Consider the following 16789-nt stretch of genomic DNA (forward strand, 5'->3'; position numbering starts at 1 on the left):
GCTGCGCTCCATCCTGAACCACCCCCACCTCCAACTCCTCCCCGCACGGGGAGGAGAGCTTGTTGCGGATCCGGGATCGTCCTGAGATGGCCACCTTCCACTTCGATTTCGTCGGCCCCGAGCGGACGCTGTATTCCGGCGAGGTGAGCGCCGTGCAGTTGCCCGGCGTCGAGGGCGAGATGACGGTGCTGCCGGGCCACGCGCCCGTGCTGACCTCCCTGCGGGTCGGCGTCATCGTGGTCACCGAGAGCCAGGGCAGCGGCAAGCGGATCTACGTTCGCGGCGGCTTCGCCGATATCGGCCCGACGGCCGTGACCGTGCTCGCCGAGCGTGCTGCGCCGATCGAGGAGCTGACGCACGAATCCCTCGACCGCGACATCGAGGCCATCGAGATGCAGCGTGACGCCACCGAGGACCTGCAGAAGCGCGAGGAGCTGAACGGCCAGATCGTCCAGCTCCAGGAGACCAAGGCGCTCCTGAAGCTCTGAGCCTCGTTCAGCGGGCGCCCTCCAGCGCCCGCGCCAGGAGGTCGGCCCGCGCCTCGGCATCCGTCGGGCAGCCCAACTCCAGCCAGACTTTCCGCGCCGTGGCCAGCCCACGCCCGATCGCGGGACCCGGCGCCACACCGGCCGCGACCAGATCCGCCCCCGCCAGGGGAAAGGCCGGCGACGCCCCCTCCCCCTTGAGGGTTTCAAAGGCGCTGATCGCCGTCTCGGTTACGGCAGGCCTCGGCTCTCCCGCCAGGATCGCCAGCACGTCTGCCAGCCGCGACAGGCCGTGCCCGGCCGCAAGCGCCCGCGCCGCGACCCCATCCAGCACCGCACGTCCGTGGAAATCGGCCAGCGCTTCCGCGTAGCCGATGAGCTGTCCGTGCTCGCTCTTCGAGAGACGCAGCCGCTCGCGCAGCCGATCCGCGTCGTGCCGAGCCCCGACCGAGAGGGCCGCGAGGCGCATCACCGGAGACAATCCCGCAGCGGCGGCGCGCTCCAGCCGCCCGAGTTCACCGACGCCGCCGGTGATCCGCTGCAGCAGGCCGGTCGCGCTCAGCGTCGCCACCATGGCCGGACCGCCGGAGGCCGCCAGCAGCTTCAGGAACTCCGCGCGCACGCGCTCGCGGGAGAGCCGGTCCAGACTGTCCCGCGCGGCCACACAGGCGGCGAGCGCCGCCGCATCGGGCGCCCCGGCGCCGAAACGCGCCTGAAACCGGAAGAAGCGCAGGATCCGCAGGGCGTCCTCGCGAATGCGGGTCGCCGGATCGCCGATGAAGCGCACCCGTCCGGCTTCGAGATCGGGCAGGCCGCCCACCGGATCGTGCGGCGTTCCGTCGGCACCGAGCGAGAGCGCGTTGATCGTGAAGTCCCGGCGCTCGGCATCGCGGAGGAAGTCCGTGCCGAAGCGGACGACGGCGTACCGTCCGTCGGTCTCGACGTCCTCGCGCAGGGTTGTGACCTCGATGGGCCCATCTTCGGTCACCAGGGTGATCGTCCCGTGCTCGATCCCGGTCGGCACTGCCTTGAGGCCGCGCGTCCGCTGCGCCGCATGCATCACCGCCTCGGGCAGCAGGGTGGTCGCTATATCGATGTCGGCGGTCTGCACGCCGAGCAGCGCGTCGCGCACGCAGCCGCCGACCAGGCGGGTCTCGGCACCGGGGGCATCCAGGGCCGCGAGCACGCGGCGCACGCCCGGGCGGTCGAGCAGGGCCATGAGACCGGCTTGGTCGAGCGCTTGGTTCACCGGAATCCACCGGGCACGAGGCGGCCGTTCTCCATGTGGGTGGGCACGTAGCCCGCCGGGCGACGCTCGGAGAACAGCCCCTCGTAGACGAGCGTGCCGATCACCACCGCCAGCCCGGCCAGGACGAGGCGGAACAGGTGCGGGTCCCAGTGCACCCGGCGCAGAGGGTTGCGGCCGGACAGCAGCAGGTAGACCAGGAAGAGGGCGAAGGGGACGAGGAAGAGGCCAAACTCTTCGAGGACGCGGCGCAGCATGCCTGGCAGCCTATCGCGCCGGGCGACCGACGTCGCCCGACTCCGTTTCCGGATAGAGCCGTTCCCGGAGATTGTTCAGGATCCCGGCGGTGACACCCCAGATCAGCCGCTCGCCGTAGGTCAAGGCATAGAACCAGCGCTCGCGGCCCTGCCAGGCGCGGGAGCGCAGGCGATAGCGTTCCGGATCCATGACAATCGGGAATGGCACCTCGAAGACGTCGGCCACTTCGGCAGGGTTCGGCGTCAGGGTTACCTCGGAATCGACCAAGCCGATCACCGGGGTCACGAGGAATCCGGTGCCCGAGAGGTACGGGTCGAGATAGCCGAGCAGCCGCACGGCCGCGGGCAGCAGCCCGATCTCCTCGAAGGCCTCCCGCAGGGCCGCATCCGCGGGGCCGGGATCGGTGGGATCGATCTTACCCCCCGGCAGCGCGACCTGTCCGGAATGGTCGCGCAGGTTGGCCGCCCGCATGGTGAGGATGAGGCTCGGACCGTCCGCGCGGCGCACGACCGGGACGAGGACCGCGGCCCGGCGATGGGGCGGCGGCGGCATCACGGCCGTGCCATCCGGATCGAGGCTGTGGTCGCCGCGGGGATTGGAGGTCGGATCGTCCGGTCCCGGCGGATCCGGCGACAGGCCGGCCGCAGCGCGGGCGAGAAACTCGGCGAGCGGGTCGCTCACGCGGCGGCGACCGGTGCGATGGTGTGGAAGGTGCCGCCGGCCCACAGGCCGAGCCAGGGCCTCCCGTCGACGAGGCGTTCCTCGGCGAGATCCACAAGGTCGTAGGTGAGCGCCCGGGTCACGCGCGCCCACAGCCCGCGGCGGACATGGAGGTAGGGCTTCAGGGCCCCGTCCGGCCCCTCCTCGAAGCGCAGGGCGTGCTCCGCGTCGACGCTCACCAGATCGTCGACATTGGTACGGAAGGAGAGGCGCCGGTCCGCTCCCGTGCCGTCGACGGCCATCTCGACGGCCACGAAGGCCGCATCCTCGACGGTGATCCCGACGCTTTCCACCGGCGTGACCAGGACAGTCCGGCCATCCGGCTCGCGCCGCAGGATGCTGGCGAACAGCTTGACCAGCTTGTCCCGCCGGATCGGCGAACCGTTGTGGTGCCACGTTCCATCGGCGGCGATGCGGATGTCGATGGCGCCGCAATAGGGCGGGTCCCAGCGTTCCACGGGCGGCAGGCCGCGCTTGGGAAGGTCCCCGAGGGCCGCGCTGAGGCGGCTCAAGGTCGGGTCGGGGGCGGGATCCACGCTCATACCCATGACAGATAGCGTGCCGGTGCGCCGTCAGCCATGGCCGGCCGAAGGATCCCGCCGGATCCGGTCCCGATCGCAGGGCCGCGTTGTCCGGCCCGACGCGCGCATGCGCGAAGGCCGGCTCACCGATCCGCGCCCTCGTCCTGAGGCCCCGGCGGGGATGCCTCGACGGAGGGCTTCTGGGATCACACGCGGGCTGTTCGTTCGAGGCCCACTGCCGCGGGCACCCCAGCGAGAGGGCGTGAGAGGTGGGTCGCCTGCCGCCGCGGAGCGCTGCGGGGCGCACCCGAATCCTTAGGCCGGCCCTGCACCCTGCGTGTTCACCGTCAGCGCATAGAGCGACTGGCTGGCCGCCATGAACAGGCGGTTGCGCTTCGGGCCGCCGAAGGTGAGGTTCCCGCACACCTCCGGCAGGCGGATCCGTCCGATGAGCTTGCCCTTCGGCGACCAGACGGTGACGCCGTTGTAGCCCACGGCCCGGCCGGCATTGCTCGAGACCCAGAGATTGCCGTCGACATCGGCCCGCAGGCCGTCGGGGCCGCATTTCACGCCGTCCACGATGCAATCCGAGAACAGGCGCTTGTTCGAGAGTAAGGCCCCGCCTCCGACATCGAAGGCGTAGATCTCGCCCTTGCCGCCGGGCCCCGTATCCCCCGGCCCCTTCCCCGTGGAGCAGACGTAGAGCGTCCGGTGATCGGGCGAGAAGCACAAGCCGTTCGGATCGGGCACCTCATCGTCGGTGAGCACCCGGTCGATCCGCCCCGACGGGTCGATGCGGTAGACCGCATTGGGCAGCACCCGCCGCCGGGGCGCTGTCCCGGCCGGCTGGCCGAGCCGCGGGTCGAGATGGCCCTGCGGATTGCTCGGGCCGCCCGCCGCGTCCGGCAGCCCCTCGTAGAGCAGCGCGCCGTAGGGCGGATCGGTGAACCAGTAGGCGCCGTCCGGATGCTGGACCACATCGTTGGGCGAGTTGAGCGGCTTGCCGTCGAACGCATCGGCCAGGATCGTCGCCGCCCCGTCGAGTTCGTAGCGCACGACCCGACCGGTGGCGTGCTCGCAGCTGATCTGCCGCCCCTGATGATCGAAGCTGTTGCCGTTCGCGTTGTTGCTCGGCATCCGGAAGACGGAGACGTGCCCGTCTTCCTCCAGCCAGCGCATCTGCCGGTTGTTGGGGATATCGCTCCAGACGAGGTAGCGGCCGACGGCGTTCCAGGCCGGCCCCTCCGCCCAGAGGGCGCCGGTCCAGAGCCGGCGGATGGCGCTGTTCGGCACGATGTAGGGTTCGAAGGCCGGGTCGACCGCGACGATGTCCGGATCGGTGAAGTAGGTGGTGGGGGCCGCGCCGGGCCGGAAGTCGCGCGGCGGATTGGTCACCGTGCTGGGCGGCTCAGGTTGCGCCGCCGCTCCGTCGGGCGTGGCGGCGAAGGCCGCCAACCCCGCGAGGATCGCGCGTCGGGAGGGTCGAGCCGGACCGCGCTTCGCCTCGACGCCGGATGTATCGGTCTGCGACGATCGCATGCGATCCTCCATTGCGCACCCGGTCGGAACGCCGCGACGCGCGGCGGCAAGCTAGGACAGGTGTCCTGAGACGGTCAATCCGGGCGGCGGCGCAGGATCTTCCACACGCCGTCCGCCGAGGCCAGAAGGCGCGTGTCGTCGCGGACGTCGCCACGCATGAACACGAGGGAGCCGGTGCGCTTGACCACCTGCGGCCGGATCTCGATCCAGTTGCCGAGGCGGCCGACATCGATGAACTTCATCTCTAGCTGGATCGTCACGCAATTGGCGCCGCCCGCGGCCTGCATCGCGGTCTCGCCCAGCGCGCGGTCGGCGAAGCTCATGAGCATGCCGCCATGGACCACGCCGATCAGGTTGGCGTGCTTCTGCTCGGCTCGAAACGCGTAGGCGCCGTCGGTGCCGCGGACATGAAGCGGACCGACATGGGCGATGAAGCCCTTGTCCTCCACCAGCGCCCAGCCGGCGGCTGCGGGGTCGAAAGCGGTCGTGTCCGTGGTCATCGCATCCGATCCGTTGGTGTCGATGCGGAGGAAGGGCGTTGCGGCCGTCAGGTTCCGCGCGGCTTGGCCCGGCGGGTCGGCGCCTCGCTGAGCGGATCCTCCGGCCAGGGATGGCGCGGATAGCGGCCGCGCATCTCGGACCGCACCGCCGCCCAGGATCCGCGCCAGAATCCGGGCAGATCGCGGGTGATCTGGATCGGCCGCTGGGCCGGCGACAGCAGGTGCAGGACGAGCGGCCGTCCTCCGGCCCGGGGATGCCGGTCGAGGCCGAAGAGCTCCTGGACCCGCACGGCCAGGGCCGGTTCCTCGGCCGTGTAATCCACCGGGATGCGCGAGCCGGTCGGGACCTCCACGTGGGTCGGCGCCTCCGCGTCCAGCCGGGCGCGCAGCGCCCAGGGCACCAGGCTCTGGAGGGCGCCGGCGAGATCGTCCGCGGTGACCGACGCGAGGGTGGCGCGCCCCACGAGGGACGGCGCCAGCCACGTCTCCGCGGTTCCGGCCAGCACCGCGTCCGACAGGTCCGGCCAGGTATCGCCCTCGGCGGCGTGGAGGAAAATCACCCGGGCGCGCCATTGCGCCAGGGCCGGCGTCCACGGCAGTCGCTCGATCCCGAGATCGGCGATGCCCCGCGCCAGGATCTCGGCGCTCTCCGGATCGGACGGCACCGGCAGCGGCCGTGACCCGAGACTGACCGCGCCGAGTCGCCGGACCGCCCGCGCCCGCAGGGCGGCGGCCTGCTGGTCGAAGGCAATCTCGGTGCGCAACTCGATCCGGTCGGCGAAGAGGCGCTCGATCGCCTCGGCCCCGATCGCCGCCGCGGCCAGGATCCGGGCGCTCGCGGCCGATCCCGCCAGATCGGCGATCACCAGATAGGTTTCGCGGGCGAGCGGGCTCGCCGGGTCGAGGCGACCGGCCCGTCCGCTCGCCATCACGAACTCGCCGTCGCGGCCGCGCGCCCGGGCCACCCGGTCGGGATAGGCGAGCGCCAGGAGCGGGCCGGCGGCGACCGGGCCGGCATCCGGGAGCGCGGAATTGCCTGCCCCGGCGATCCGGGCCCAGCCGTCGGCGAGCCGGCGCATGTCGGCGGCGCGTCCGCCGCGGTCGCGGCGGAACCGCTCGACCCGCTCGTCGAGGTCGAGGCTGTCCCCCCCGAGGCCGCGCTCCACCAGCACGGCGGCGAGGTCGGCGGCGGCCCGTGCGTGGCCGTTTCCGGCCGCGACCGTCACCATACGGGCGAGCCGCGGCGGCAGCGGCAGGGCTCGCAGGCGCGCGCCGACCGGCGTCAGGCGCCCATCGGCATCGAGCGCCCCCAGTTCGGTCAGCAGGGCGCGGGCCTCCGTCAGGGCCGGCGCGGGGGGCGGGTCGAGGAAGGCGAGCGTGCCCGGATCGGTCACGCCCCAGGCGGCGCAGTCGAGGAGCAGCCCGGCGAGGTCGGCGGACAGGATCTCCGGCCGCGTGAACGGTTCGAGGGCGTTGGTGCCGGCCTCGGACCAGAGGCGCCAGCACAGGCCCGGCTCGGTGCGGCCGGCGCGGCCGCGGCGCTGGTCCACCGAGGCGCGGGAGGCGCGGGCCGTGACCAGACGGGTCAGGCCCAGGCCCGGCTCGTAGACCGGAACCCGAGCCAGTCCCGAATCGACCACGATCCGGACGCCCTCGATGGTCAGCGAGGTCTCGGCGATACTGGTCGCGAGAACGACCTTCCGGGTTCCGGCGGCCGCCGGGGCGACGGCGCGGTCCTGCTCGGCGGGTGTCAGCGCCCCGTAGAGGGGCGCGAGCTGCACGTCCGGTCCGACCTTCTCGGCCAGCAGGTCGACGGTCCGGCGGATCTCCGCCTGTCCGGGCAGGAACACCAGGATCGAACCGGGATCTGCCCGCAGGGCCCGCAGCGTCACCTCGGCGATCGAATCCTCGATCCGCCGGTTCGGATCGCGCTCCGCGTATCGGGTCTTCACCGGAAAGGCGCGGCCCTCGGAGGCGACCACGGGCGCGTCGTCCAGCAGCCGCGCGACCCGGGCGCCGTCGAGGGTCGCCGACATGACGAGGATCCGCAGATCCTCCCGAAGGCCGGCCTGCGCGTCGAGTGCCAGCGCGAGGCCCAGGTCGGCGTCCAGGGAGCGCTCGTGGAACTCGTCGAACAGGACAGCGCCGATCCCGGAGAGTTCCGGATCGTCCAGGATCATGCGGGTGAAGACGCCCTCGGTGACCACCTCGATCCGCGTCCGCGCCGAGATCTTCGAGCCGAGGCGGACCCGAAGGCCGACGGTCCCGCCGACCGGCTCGCCGAGCGTCTGCGCCATCCGGGCGGCCGCTGCCCGGGCGGCGAGGCGGCGCGGCTCGAGCAGGATGATCCTGCGCCCGTCGAGCCACGGCGCCCCCAGCAGGTCCAGGGGCACGCGGGTCGTCTTGCCGGCTCCGGGAGGGGCTACCAGGACGGCGGCATTCCGCGTGGCGAGCGCGCGACGCAGATCGGGGAGCGCCGCCTCGATCGGCAGCATGGATGCGGAGCCGGCCATCGCGGCCGCTGATGGCGCGGCGCGGCGTCGAGCGCAACCGGCTTGGCCGGTCCGTGACGCCGCGCGGGTTTCGACACGGTCTTCGCCGTGCGGACCCTGGCATATGGACGGCGCTGCCGCGATCGTGCGGCCTGACGGCACAACACCCAGAATGAGAGAACCGATGAACCCCTTCCGCCGCGCGCTGACGCTCGCCGCCCTCTCCCTGGCCCTGCCGCTGGCGACGGCCGCCGCGCAGGCGCAGGACCGGCTGCCGACCATCCCGCCGAAGGACTACAGCCCCGAGCAGAAGCAGGCGGCCGAGGCCTTCGCGCAGGCCCGGGGCAAGCCGCCCTTCGGGCCGTTCGAGCCGCTCATGTATTCCCCGGAGGTGATGACGCTGGCCCGGTCGATGGGCGACTACCTGCGCTTCAAGCCGAAGATCGGCACCACGCTCTCGGAACTGGTGATCCTGATGACCGCCCGCCGCTGGACGCAGGATTACGAATGGTACGTCCACGCGCCGATCGCCGAGAAGGCGGGTATCGCCCCCGAGATCATCGCGGCGATCCGCGACGGCCGCCGGCCTGCGAAGATGAGCGACGACGAGACCATCGTCTACGACTTCACCGCGGAACTGCAGGACACCAAGCGCGTCTCCGACGCGACCTTCGCGCGGGCCGAGGCCCGGTTCGGCAAGCCCGGTGTCGTCGATCTGGCGGCGATCTCGGGCTACTACACGTTCCTGGCCATGGAGCTGAACGCGGCGCGCTATGCGATTCCCGCGGACGGCAAGCCCCTGCCGCGCCTGCCCGAGTGATCCGGCTTATCCACAGCCCGTCAGCTGGAAAATCGGTGTTTTCCACAGGGTTCGGAGGGCGTTGCGCGAACGGCCGGGGCGACGTTGACGGAACGTTAACCCTTATGGCTTGTTCTCTTTTCGTTCCCGGACGCAACGAAGGAGAACCCGATGCTGACCCAGGTCCTGGCCCAGCGCGATGATCACGTGTGCCCCGTCGAGGTGATCAGCACCGCGTATCTCGGCTTTGCCGGCGGCGATGCCGGCATCGCCCTGCGTTGCGCGATCGCCGACGCTCTGTCCGACCTGATGGAGGCCGAGCGGCGCACCCGCGAGCGCAGCCGCCTGATCTCCCGCGGGTACATCCGGACCGCCCCGGATCCGGAGGGCGCGCCGACAAGCTGAACAGTTGCTGCAGGGCGGCTTCAGCTTCGGTGCAGCGCGGGTCTGGCACTGTCTCTCTCGTGATCCGGGACGCCGCAGGCGGTCCCCGGTTTTCTGGAGACAGGTCATGACACGCATCGCTCTGCTCTCGGCCGCCGCGCTGATCGGCGCGGGCTCCCTGGCCTCCACGACCGCCGAAGCCCGCGGCGGCGGTGCCATCGCGGCGGGCATCATCGGCGGCCTCGCGGCCGGCGCGCTGATCGGCGCCGCAACTCAGGCCCATGCGGCGCCCGGTTACGGCTATGGCTATGCCGATTACGGCTACGCCCCCGCCCCGGTGGCGGTACGGCCGGCCCCGGTCTACCGCGTCTACGAGGAGGATGCGCCGGTCTACGCCACACGCCGGACCGTGACGTACGAGCGGGTTCCTGTCGGCTACGGCCCCGCCCGCCACTGGCACGGTGACTGGGATGGCGGCTACGGTTATCGCGGCTGGTGAGTTTTAGTGAGCCCAGGGGCGCTCCGGGTGCCGTGACGGCGCCCGGGCGCGTGGCTTAAGACGGCGGCGGCATCGGGCCGATTCGGCCTGCGACACTCAACCGACGCTTCCATGCTGGTCCACGAAGGCGAGACGCGCAGCCCGGCGGCCGACAGGGCGCTCGCCCTGTCGCTCGCGGGTGTGGCCGGCGCGCTGAACACCGCCGGGTTCGACGCGGTCGGCCTCTACGCCTCGAACATGACCGGGAACGTCTCGGCGATCTCCGACCGCACAGGCACGGGCGATCTCGTCCTCGCCGCGCAGGCCTGCCTGCTCGTGGTCCTGTTCGTGCTCGGGGCAACGACCTCGACGTTGATGATCCGGTGCCGCCGCCGGAAGGCCGGTCCCGGCGCATATGCCTACAGCGTCTGCGCGGAGGCGTTCCTCCTCGTCGCCGTGGGCCTGCTCGTCCTGCCGCTTGCCGAGCCGGTCCGGAGCCACAGCCTGGTCCTCGGCCTGAGCTTCATCCTGGGTCTCCAGAATGCGGCGGTGACCAAGATCTCCGAGGCGCGGGTACGGACCACGCACGTGACCGGCATGATCACCGATATCGGGATCGAGCTCGCGCGTTGGCTGGACCGCGACGCATCCGCGTCCGATCGGCTGAAGCCGCATGATCCGGTGCGGCTACGGCTGTATCTGCTGACCGTCGGCGCCTTCCTGGGCGGCGGCTTGGTGGGTGTGGTCGCCTATCGGCTCGTCGGCGTGGCGCTGCTGTTCGCGGCGGCCGCGATCCTGGCCTGCCTCGCCCTGCCCGCCCTCAGGCGCTGATATCGAGAAGCTGGCCCATCATGCGGTCGGCGGTGCGCGCCACCGCGGCATTGAGCGCGAAGGCCGATTTGGACCCGACCAGATCCGCGGCGGCACTCGTGAGATCCACCTGGGCGGCGGGCGGCAGAGCCGTGTCGCCGACCGGGGCACCGCTCGCCGCGATGGTCTCGGCCGCCTTCCCGAGCCGGTCGGTGGCCCGGGTCATGCCGGTCGTGGCGGTCTGAAGGGCGTCGATCATGCCGGAATCTCCCCGCGGGCGATCCTGGCAGGGAGACGACAAGAGCCGGTTTCGGTGATCGCTCAAATGCGAACGATCCCGGCCGACCCGCGCCGCAGGCGTCTCAACCCCGCGGCGCACACACGGTGACCGGGGAGGCCCCGCCATAGGGCCGCTCCGCTTCGGCGATCTGCTTCGCGGCGGCCTCGCAGGCCTGCTTGCTGTTGAACTCGACCGATCCGATCGCGGAGCCCGAGCCGGCGAGCATGATGATGAGCACGTAGACCACGCCATTCTCCTCCGGCGCGCCGGTCCGACGGGCGGTGCGCGGGCTGGGTTTCACGGGGCTGCGAACCGGTTGCGACCGCACGGACGGGCGCGTCGCGATGGCGGGGTGGTGCGGACGGCGGGACTCGAACCCGCACGGCCTTGCGGCCGCAAGATTTTAAGTCTCGTGCGTCTACCGGTTCCGCCACGTCCGCATGCGCCCTCGGTAGCGGGGGCGGCGGGCCCGATCAAGCGGGGGGCGTCCAGCCGTAGAGCCAGGCGTAGCGGTCGCGCATGCCGTCCGGGCCGAGCCGGGCGATCACGGCGTTGCGCACGAGCGCCACCACGCCGCCGGCATGATAGGTGCGGCCGTTGCTCCGTGCCGCCTTCTGGACGCGTCGCACCCGGCCGGTCCGCGCGCCCGAGAATGCGGCGAGCGCCGCCGGCACATCCGCATGGTCCGCGAGGGCACGCGTCAGGACTGCGGAATCCTCGATCGCCAGGGCCGCCCCCTGCGCGAGGTAGGGCAGGACCGGATGGGCGGCGTCGCCGATCAGCGCGACCCGGTCGCGAGCGAGCGGACGCGCCACGGCCCGGTCGGCGAGCGACCAGACCAGCCAGGAATCCGGAAGGCTCAGAAGGTCGCGCAGCGGCCCGGCACAGCCGCGCAGATGCCCGCGCAGGACGGCCGGCTCCCCGAGGCGGCCCCAGCCCTCGTCGCTCACCGCCTCGGGAACGACCGCCACGACATTGAGGAACTGGCCGTCCCGCACCGGGTAATGCACCACGTGCCGGCCGCGGCCGAGCCAGAGCCCGGTCGCGGCGCCGCGCAACTCCTCCGGTACCGCCTCCGTGGGGATCAGTGCCCGCCACGCTGCGGCCTGGCTCGGGCGAAGCGGCGCCGAATCGAGATGGGCGCGCAGGCGCGACCGAATCCCGTCCGCACCGATCGCGAGGTCGAAGGCGACATCCTGGGCACCGCTCGCGCCCTCGACGGTGAGGGCGGCCTCGGACGGTGTCTGGGCGACGGCCGTCACGGTGCGGCCCATCATCAGTCGGATCGCCGAACGACTGCGCAGCGCGTCGAGGAGCAGGGTCTGCAGGTCTGCGCGGTGGATGACGTAGTAGGGCGCGCCGAAGCGCGCCTGCGCCTGCGCGCCGAGCGCCACGCTGCCGATGCGGCGGCCGCTGTCGAGGGCCCGGATCTCCACCGACGGCGGCTCGCTCGCCGCCCGGCGCAGGGCGGCCGAGAGACCGAGGCCGGCCAGAACCCGGCTCGCATTGGGCGAGATCTGAATCCCGGCCCCGACCTCGCTGAAGCCGGTCCGGCGCTCGATTACCGTCACGGCATGGCCGGCATCCGACAGCGCCAAAGCCGCCGTCAGCCCGCCGATCCCGGCACCGACGATCCCGATCCGCAGAGATGGCCTGTCAGAGGGCACGGGGGGCGGCGCCTACTCCGCCGCGAGCTTGGCGTCGTCCCGCCACACGCAGGCCTGCGGCTCCGCCTCGTCGGCCTTCAGGCCGGCCCGGTAGCGATAGAGCGTCGAGCAGTACTGGCAGATGATCTCGTTGTCGGCGCCCATGTCGAGGAACACGTGCGGGTGGTCGAACGGCGGCAGCGCGCCGATGCACATGAACTCCTTCACGCCCACGGTGATCACCGGCACGCCCGGCTCGTTGTGGAAGTGCGGTACCGCCTTGCCTGCCATCCGGCCCTCGCCTGCCCCGTGACCGATCGCGCGGCGAATCTGCCCGCGCGCGCCCGGGCGCCTCGCGGCCGCTTATGCCGCCAGCCCCGCAGCCGGCGCAAGCCTCGCTCCTCCTGCATCGGACGCGGCTTGGCCTCCAGCGCGCCGCACCGTACATAGAGCGACGCCCGATTGACGACGCCGCGAAAAAGTCCCGACCATGCAGCAGGAACAGGCCAGTGCGCAGGGTGCGCGCCGCGCCCCGGAACCGCCGATTCACGGTCCCGAGGGCTTCGAGGGCATGCGCCGGGCCGGGCGCCTTACCGCCGAGGCCCTCGACCTGCTCATGGAGGCGACGCAGCCCGGCGTCACCACCGAGGAACTCGACAAGCTCGCCTACACCTTCGCCATGGATCACGGCGCCTATCCGGCCTCGCTGCTCTATCGCGGCTATCCGAAGTCGATCTGCACCTCGATCAACCACGTGGTCTGCCACGGCATCCCCAACGACAAGCCCCTGCGCGAGGGCGATATCGTCAATCTCGACATCTGCCTGATCCTCGACGGCTGGCACGGTGATTCGAGCCGAATGGCCTATGTCGGCGAGGTGCCGCGCAAGGCCCAGCGCTTGTGCGAGATCACCTACGAGGCGCTGATGCGCGGCGTCGCGGCGGTGAAGCCCGGCGGCTCGACCAACGACATCGGCCGGGCGATCCAATCTTTTGCCGAGAGCGAGCGGTGCTCGGTGGTGCGCGACTTCTGCGGACACGGGCTCGGACGCACCTATCACGACGCGCCCACGATCCTGCACTACGTCGAGGCGAGCTACGACGTGCCGTTCAAGCCCGGCCAGTTCTTCACGATCGAGCCGATGATCAATCTCGGGCGCCCCGCCGTGAAGGTGCTGGGCGACGGCTGGACCGCCGTGACCCGCGACCGTTCGCTCTCCGCCCAGTTCGAGCACACCGTCGGCGTCACCGAGACCGGCGTCGAGATCTTCACGGTCTCGCCGAAGGGGCTGCACCAGCCCGTCAACCCGGCGGCCTGACCGGCCGTGGCGCCGGGGCCGGACGAGGGTGAGGCGGGGCTGTTCGCTGACAGTGCCGTCCCGTCGTCCGTGGAGAAGGAGCCGCCGCACTACCACGGCCACCGGGACCGCCTGCGGGAGAAGTTCGCGACGGTCGGCGGCGACGCGCTCCCCGATTACGAATTGCTGGAACTCGTCCTGTTCCGGGCGATCCCGCGGCGCGACGTGAAGCCGCTCGCCAAGGCGCTGGTCGCCCGGTTCGGCAGCTTCGCCGAGGTGGTCAGCGCCGAGCCGGCGCGGCTCCTGGAGGTGGAAGGGGTGAGCGCCGGGGTCGCCTCGGACCTCAAGGTGATCGAGGCCGCGGGCCGGCGGCTTGCCCGCGGTGCGATCCGCGAGCGCGCGCTTCTGGCATCGTGGAGCGCGCTGCATGAGTACCTGCGCGCCACCATGGCGTTCGCGCCGCGCGAGGAATTCCGCATCCTGTTCCTCGACAAGCGCAACCACCTCATCGCGGACGAGGTGCAGGGGCGCGGCACCGTCGACCACACGCCGGTCTATCCCCGCGAGGTCGCCCGCCGGGCGCTGGAACTGTCGGCGACTGCGATCATCCTGGCCCACAATCATCCGTCCGGCGATCCGGCCCCGTCCGCCGCCGACGTGGCGATGACCCGCGAGATCGTGACCGTCCTGGCGCCGCTGAAGATCGTGGTGCACGATCACGTGATCCTCGGCCGCAACGGTCACGCTAGCCTGAAAGGCCTGAAGCTCATCTGATCCTCCGGCCGCCTTGAGCGTTATCGCCTGCGGATATAGCCATGAATGAATGGCGCGCCTCTTGCCTCAGAAGCGGGAGCGTACGGGAGGAGTGAGATGGCGGTGACGGCCTTCGACGAGATGAACGGGATCGGCGCGTCCGATCCGGCTGCCGTCCGTGACGCCTATGGCCAGCTCAAGGCCTGGCTGGAATCCACGCCGCCCGAGCATTTCAACACCCGTCGCAGCCAGGCCGAGCTTCTGTTCCGCCGGATCGGCATCACCTTCGCGGTCTACGGCGACAACGAATCGACCGAGCGCCTGATCCCGTTCGATATCATTCCCCGAGTGATCACCAAGCCGGAATGGGCCTTCCTGGAGCGTGGGCTGAAGCAGCGGGTCACCGCCATCAACCTGTTCCTGAAGGATATCTACGGCGCCCAGGAGTGCATCAAGGCCGGCATCATCCCGGCCGATCTCGTCTACCGGAACGCCCATTACCGCATGGAGATGCGGTCCTTCCGGGTCCCCCACGACCTCTACGTCCACATCGCCGGCATCGACATCGTGCGGACCGGCGAGAACGACTTCTTCGTCCTGGAGGACAATGCCCGGATCCCGTCGGGCGTCTCCTACATGCTGGAGAACCGGGAGGTGATGCTGCGCCTGTTCCCGGACCTGTTCTCCAAGCACCGGGTCGCGCCGGTGGAGAACTACCCGGACTCCCTGCTCGCAACCCTGCGCAGCCTCGCGCCGGGCTCGACGACCCGAGACCCCACGGTCGTGCTGCTGACGCCAGGCCGCTACAATTCTGCGTTCTACGAACACTCGTTCCTGGCCGATAAGCTCGGCGTCGAGCTGGTGGAGGCATCCGACCTCTTCACCAAGGACGACGTGGTCTACATGCGCACCACCGAGGGGCCGCGAAAGGTCGATGTGATCTACCGCCGCCTAGACGACGATTTCCTCGACCCGCTGGTCTTCCGGCCCGATTCGGTGCTCGGCGTGCCCGGCCTGATGAACGCCTACGAGCGCGGCTCCGTCACCTTGGCGAACGCGGTCGGCACCGGCATCTCGGACGACAAGGCCGTCTACAGCTACATGCCGGAGATCGTGAAATTCTTCACCGGCGAGGAGCCGATCCTGCACAACGTGCCGACCTATCGCTGCCGCGAGAAGGACGCTTTCGCGTACGTGATGGACAACCTCTCCGAGTTGGTGGTCAAGGAAGTCAACGGTTCGGGCGGCTACGGCATGCTGGTCGGCCCGCACGCCAGCAAGCGCGAGCTGGACGACTTCGCCCGAAAGCTCAAGCACGCGCCCGACGGGTTCATCGCCCAGCCGACTCTCTCGCTCTCCACCTGCCCGACCTTCGTGGCCTCCGGCGTTGCGCCCCGTCACGTCGACCTGAGGCCCTTCGTGCTGTGCGGGGCGGACAAGATCCGGATCGTGCCGGGCGGTCTGACCCGGGTGGCGCTGAAGGAAGGGTCCCTGGTGGTCAATTCCAGCCAGGGCGGTGGCACGAAGGACACCTGGGTGCTCGACGCCTAAGGTCCGCGACGTCCGGACGTTCCGAGGCGCGGACACCGTGGTCCGCACGACTTGGCTGAAGACCGATGCTTTCCAGGACTGCCGACAATCTCTTCTGGCTCTCGCGCTACGTGGAGCGGGCCGACTTCGTCGCCCGTATCCTCGATGCGGCCCACCGTTTCGCCTCGCTGCCGACGAGCTACGGCGGCGGCGGGAGCAACGAGTGGGAATCCGCCCTCGCCTCTGCCGGCGACCCGGACGCGTTCAAGACGCACTACAGTGCGGTGAACGCCGACACGGTCTGCGATTTTCTGGCCTTCAGCCCGCACAACCCGTCCTCGATCCGCTCTTGCATCGAGGCGGCCCGCGAGAATGCCCGCTCGGTGCGCACGGCGCTCACCACCGAGATGTGGGACGCGATCAACGGCGCGTGGCTGGAGCTGCGCAACTACGCCGGCAAGGACCTCAACCGCGACGAGTTCGGCCGCTTCCTCGACTGGGTGAAGACCGTCTCGCTGACCTTCGATGGCTCGGCCTTCCGGACGATGCTGCGCAACGACGCCTTCTGGTTCACACGGCTCGGCACGGCGATCGAGCGGGCCGACAACACCGCCCGCATCCTCGACGTGAAGTACCAGATCCTGCTGCCGCACGACGAGACGGTGGGCGGCAGCCTCGACTACTTCCAGTGGACCACGATCCTGCGCGAAGTCTCGGCGTTCAATGCCTATCACTGGGTGTATCGCGAGAGCGTCAAGCCGCTGCTGGTGGCCGACCTGCTGATGCTCAACAAGCAGATGCCGCGCTCCTTCGCCAATTGTTACGGCGTGATCGTCGAGTACCTGGATCTCATCGCCGACGCCTACGGGCGCCGGGGCCCGAGCCAGCGGCTCGCCGGCAACATGCTGGCGAAACTGGAAGGCGAGGATATCAACCGAGTCTTCGCCTCAGGGCTGCACGAATTCGTCGAAGCGTTCATTGCCGAGAACAACAGGGTGGGCGAGGCGATCGCCAAGCAGTATCTGGTCGGCTGAACGAGACGGACAGGACA

General features: G+C 70.7%; 20 protein-coding genes and 1 tRNA gene. 9 read left to right on the forward strand and 12 right to left on the reverse strand.

Annotated elements, in window-relative coordinates:
• Positions 1-86 precede the first annotated feature (86 nt).
• Positions 87-488: a F0F1 ATP synthase subunit epsilon gene (locus tag A3862_RS28470; protein WP_043383318.1), complete on the forward strand. Its 402-nt coding sequence runs from the start codon at positions 87-89 to the stop codon at positions 486-488.
• 7 nt (positions 489-495) lie between these two features.
• Here the strand turns inward: A3862_RS28470 and A3862_RS28475 are convergent, their stop codons facing one another.
• From A3862_RS28475 to hrpB, 7 genes are all read right to left on the reverse strand, one after another.
• Entirely contained in the window at positions 496-1734 is a 1239-nt protein-coding gene (locus A3862_RS28475; RefSeq protein WP_100793905.1) for a CCA tRNA nucleotidyltransferase, read from the reverse strand.
• Positions 1731-1988, reverse strand: a complete 258-nt coding sequence (locus tag A3862_RS28480) for a DUF6111 family protein (RefSeq protein ID WP_043755696.1) — start codon at positions 1986-1988, stop codon at positions 1731-1733. The genes A3862_RS28475 and A3862_RS28480 overlap by 4 nt, the downstream gene beginning before the upstream one ends.
• A 10-nt stretch (positions 1989-1998) precedes the next feature.
• The gene (locus A3862_RS28485) at positions 1999-2670 is read right to left on the reverse strand and encodes a CoA pyrophosphatase (protein WP_043760768.1); all 672 of its coding nucleotides are present in this window, start codon (positions 2668-2670) and stop codon (positions 1999-2001) included.
• Positions 2667-3251, reverse strand: coding sequence for a DUF1285 domain-containing protein (locus A3862_RS28490; RefSeq protein WP_043351704.1), 585 nt, complete (start codon positions 3249-3251; stop codon positions 2667-2669). The genes A3862_RS28485 and A3862_RS28490 overlap by 4 nt, the downstream gene beginning before the upstream one ends.
• A 294-nt stretch (positions 3252-3545) precedes the next feature.
• Positions 3546-4769, reverse strand: coding sequence for an SMP-30/gluconolactonase/LRE family protein (locus A3862_RS28495; protein WP_043760765.1), 1224 nt, complete (start codon positions 4767-4769; stop codon positions 3546-3548).
• Positions 4770-4843: 74 nt separating this feature from the next.
• Positions 4844-5269, reverse strand: a complete 426-nt coding sequence (locus A3862_RS28500) for a PaaI family thioesterase (RefSeq protein WP_043755695.1) — start codon at positions 5267-5269, stop codon at positions 4844-4846.
• 47 nt (positions 5270-5316) lie between these two features.
• Positions 5317-7782: an ATP-dependent helicase HrpB gene (gene hrpB, locus A3862_RS28505; protein WP_043755694.1), complete on the reverse strand. Its 2466-nt coding sequence runs from the start codon at positions 7780-7782 to the stop codon at positions 5317-5319.
• A gap of 163 nt (positions 7783-7945) precedes the next feature.
• On the opposite strand from hrpB, the gene A3862_RS28510 reads away from it, so the two are divergent.
• The 4 genes from A3862_RS28510 to A3862_RS28525 all read left to right on the forward strand — a co-directional run bounded on the left by A3862_RS28510 (position 7946) and on the right by A3862_RS28525 (position 10253).
• Complete coding sequence (locus A3862_RS28510; protein ID WP_051976090.1) at positions 7946-8581, forward strand: carboxymuconolactone decarboxylase family protein; 636 nt, start codon at positions 7946-7948, stop codon at positions 8579-8581.
• A 150-nt stretch (positions 8582-8731) separates the two neighbouring features.
• A complete protein-coding gene (locus A3862_RS28515) occupies positions 8732-8965 on the forward strand; it encodes a hypothetical protein (RefSeq protein WP_043755692.1) in 234 nt (77 codons plus the stop codon).
• Between the two features lie 106 nt (positions 8966-9071).
• Positions 9072-9443, forward strand: a complete 372-nt coding sequence (locus A3862_RS28520) for a hypothetical protein (RefSeq protein ID WP_043755691.1) — start codon at positions 9072-9074, stop codon at positions 9441-9443.
• 111 nt (positions 9444-9554) lie between these two features.
• The gene (locus A3862_RS28525; RefSeq protein ID WP_111474223.1) at positions 9555-10253 is read left to right on the forward strand and encodes a YoaK family protein; all 699 of its coding nucleotides are present in this window, start codon (positions 9555-9557) and stop codon (positions 10251-10253) included.
• On the opposite strand, the gene A3862_RS28530 is transcribed toward A3862_RS28525, so the two are convergent.
• The 5 genes from A3862_RS28530 to A3862_RS28545 all read right to left on the reverse strand — a co-directional run bounded on the left by A3862_RS28530 (position 10243) and on the right by A3862_RS28545 (position 12449).
• Positions 10243-10491 carry a hypothetical protein gene (locus A3862_RS28530; RefSeq protein ID WP_043755687.1) on the reverse strand — a complete coding sequence of 83 codons (249 nt, stop codon included), beginning with the start codon at positions 10489-10491 and terminating at the stop codon, positions 10243-10245. The two genes, A3862_RS28525 and A3862_RS28530, sit on opposite strands and share 11 nt — an antisense overlap.
• 103 nt (positions 10492-10594) lie before the next feature.
• Positions 10595-10813: a hypothetical protein gene (locus A3862_RS31240; RefSeq protein WP_124263037.1), complete on the reverse strand. Its 219-nt coding sequence runs from the start codon at positions 10811-10813 to the stop codon at positions 10595-10597.
• 52 nt (positions 10814-10865) lie between these two features.
• A tRNA-Leu gene (locus tag A3862_RS28535) sits at positions 10866-10952 on the reverse strand.
• Positions 10953-10985: 33 nt separating this feature from the next.
• Entirely contained in the window at positions 10986-12179 is a 1194-nt protein-coding gene (locus A3862_RS28540; RefSeq protein WP_043755686.1) for an FAD-dependent monooxygenase, read from the reverse strand.
• A gap of 12 nt (positions 12180-12191) precedes the next feature.
• The gene (locus A3862_RS28545) at positions 12192-12449 is read right to left on the reverse strand and encodes a zinc-finger domain-containing protein (RefSeq protein ID WP_043356067.1); all 258 of its coding nucleotides are present in this window, start codon (positions 12447-12449) and stop codon (positions 12192-12194) included.
• A gap of 199 nt (positions 12450-12648) precedes the next feature.
• Between A3862_RS28545 and map the strand changes: the two genes are divergently transcribed.
• From map to A3862_RS28565, 4 genes are all read left to right on the forward strand, one after another.
• Complete coding sequence (gene map, locus A3862_RS28550) at positions 12649-13476, forward strand: type I methionyl aminopeptidase (RefSeq protein ID WP_043356063.1); 828 nt, start codon at positions 12649-12651, stop codon at positions 13474-13476.
• A 39-nt stretch (positions 13477-13515) separates the two neighbouring features.
• On the forward strand, positions 13516-14229 hold the full coding sequence (gene radC, locus A3862_RS28555) for a RadC family protein (protein ID WP_051045073.1): 714 nt from the start codon (positions 13516-13518) through the stop codon (positions 14227-14229).
• Between the two features lie 96 nt (positions 14230-14325).
• Positions 14326-15759, forward strand: a complete 1434-nt coding sequence (locus A3862_RS28560) for a circularly permuted type 2 ATP-grasp protein (RefSeq protein WP_043383289.1) — start codon at positions 14326-14328, stop codon at positions 15757-15759.
• Positions 15760-15824: 65 nt separating this feature from the next.
• On the forward strand, positions 15825-16772 hold the full coding sequence (locus A3862_RS28565) for an alpha-E domain-containing protein (RefSeq protein ID WP_043356057.1): 948 nt from the start codon (positions 15825-15827) through the stop codon (positions 16770-16772).
• Positions 16773-16789: the final 17 nt, after the last annotated feature.

The organism is Methylobacterium sp. XJLW, from assembly GCF_003254375.1.
Classification (GTDB): Bacteria; Pseudomonadota; Alphaproteobacteria; order Rhizobiales; family Beijerinckiaceae; genus Methylobacterium; species Methylobacterium fujisawaense.

Excerpts from the sequence above, each read along its gene's own strand:
- A3862_RS28470 (WP_043383318.1), top strand. The coding sequence starts at position 87 with ATGGCCACCTTCCACTTCGATTTCGTCGGCCCCGAGCGGACGCTGTAT.
- A3862_RS28480 (WP_043755696.1), bottom strand. The coding sequence starts at position 1,988 with ATGCTGCGCCGCGTCCTCGAAGAGTTTGGCCTCTTCCTCGTCCCCTTC.
- A3862_RS28490 (WP_043351704.1), bottom strand. The coding sequence starts at position 3,251 with ATGAGCGTGGATCCCGCCCCCGACCCGACCTTGAGCCGCCTCAGCGCG.
- A3862_RS28495 (WP_043760765.1), bottom strand. The coding sequence starts at position 4,769 with ATGCGATCGTCGCAGACCGATACATCCGGCGTCGAGGCGAAGCGCGGT.
- A3862_RS28500 (WP_043755695.1), bottom strand. The coding sequence starts at position 5,269 with ATGACCACGGACACGACCGCTTTCGACCCCGCAGCCGCCGGCTGGGCG.
- hrpB (WP_043755694.1), bottom strand. The coding sequence starts at position 7,782 with ATGGCCGGCTCCGCATCCATGCTGCCGATCGAGGCGGCGCTCCCCGAT.
- A3862_RS28510 (WP_051976090.1), top strand. The coding sequence starts at position 7,946 with ATGAACCCCTTCCGCCGCGCGCTGACGCTCGCCGCCCTCTCCCTGGCC.
- A3862_RS28515 (WP_043755692.1), top strand. The coding sequence starts at position 8,732 with ATGCTGACCCAGGTCCTGGCCCAGCGCGATGATCACGTGTGCCCCGTC.
- A3862_RS28520 (WP_043755691.1), top strand. The coding sequence starts at position 9,072 with ATGACACGCATCGCTCTGCTCTCGGCCGCCGCGCTGATCGGCGCGGGC.
- A3862_RS28525 (WP_111474223.1), top strand. The coding sequence starts at position 9,555 with ATGCTGGTCCACGAAGGCGAGACGCGCAGCCCGGCGGCCGACAGGGCG.
- A3862_RS28530 (WP_043755687.1), bottom strand. The coding sequence starts at position 10,491 with ATGATCGACGCCCTTCAGACCGCCACGACCGGCATGACCCGGGCCACC.
- A3862_RS28545 (WP_043356067.1), bottom strand. The coding sequence starts at position 12,449 with ATGGCAGGCAAGGCGGTACCGCACTTCCACAACGAGCCGGGCGTGCCG.
- map (WP_043356063.1), top strand. The coding sequence starts at position 12,649 with ATGCAGCAGGAACAGGCCAGTGCGCAGGGTGCGCGCCGCGCCCCGGAA.
- A3862_RS28560 (WP_043383289.1), top strand. The coding sequence starts at position 14,326 with ATGGCGGTGACGGCCTTCGACGAGATGAACGGGATCGGCGCGTCCGAT.
- A3862_RS28565 (WP_043356057.1), top strand. The coding sequence starts at position 15,825 with ATGCTTTCCAGGACTGCCGACAATCTCTTCTGGCTCTCGCGCTACGTG.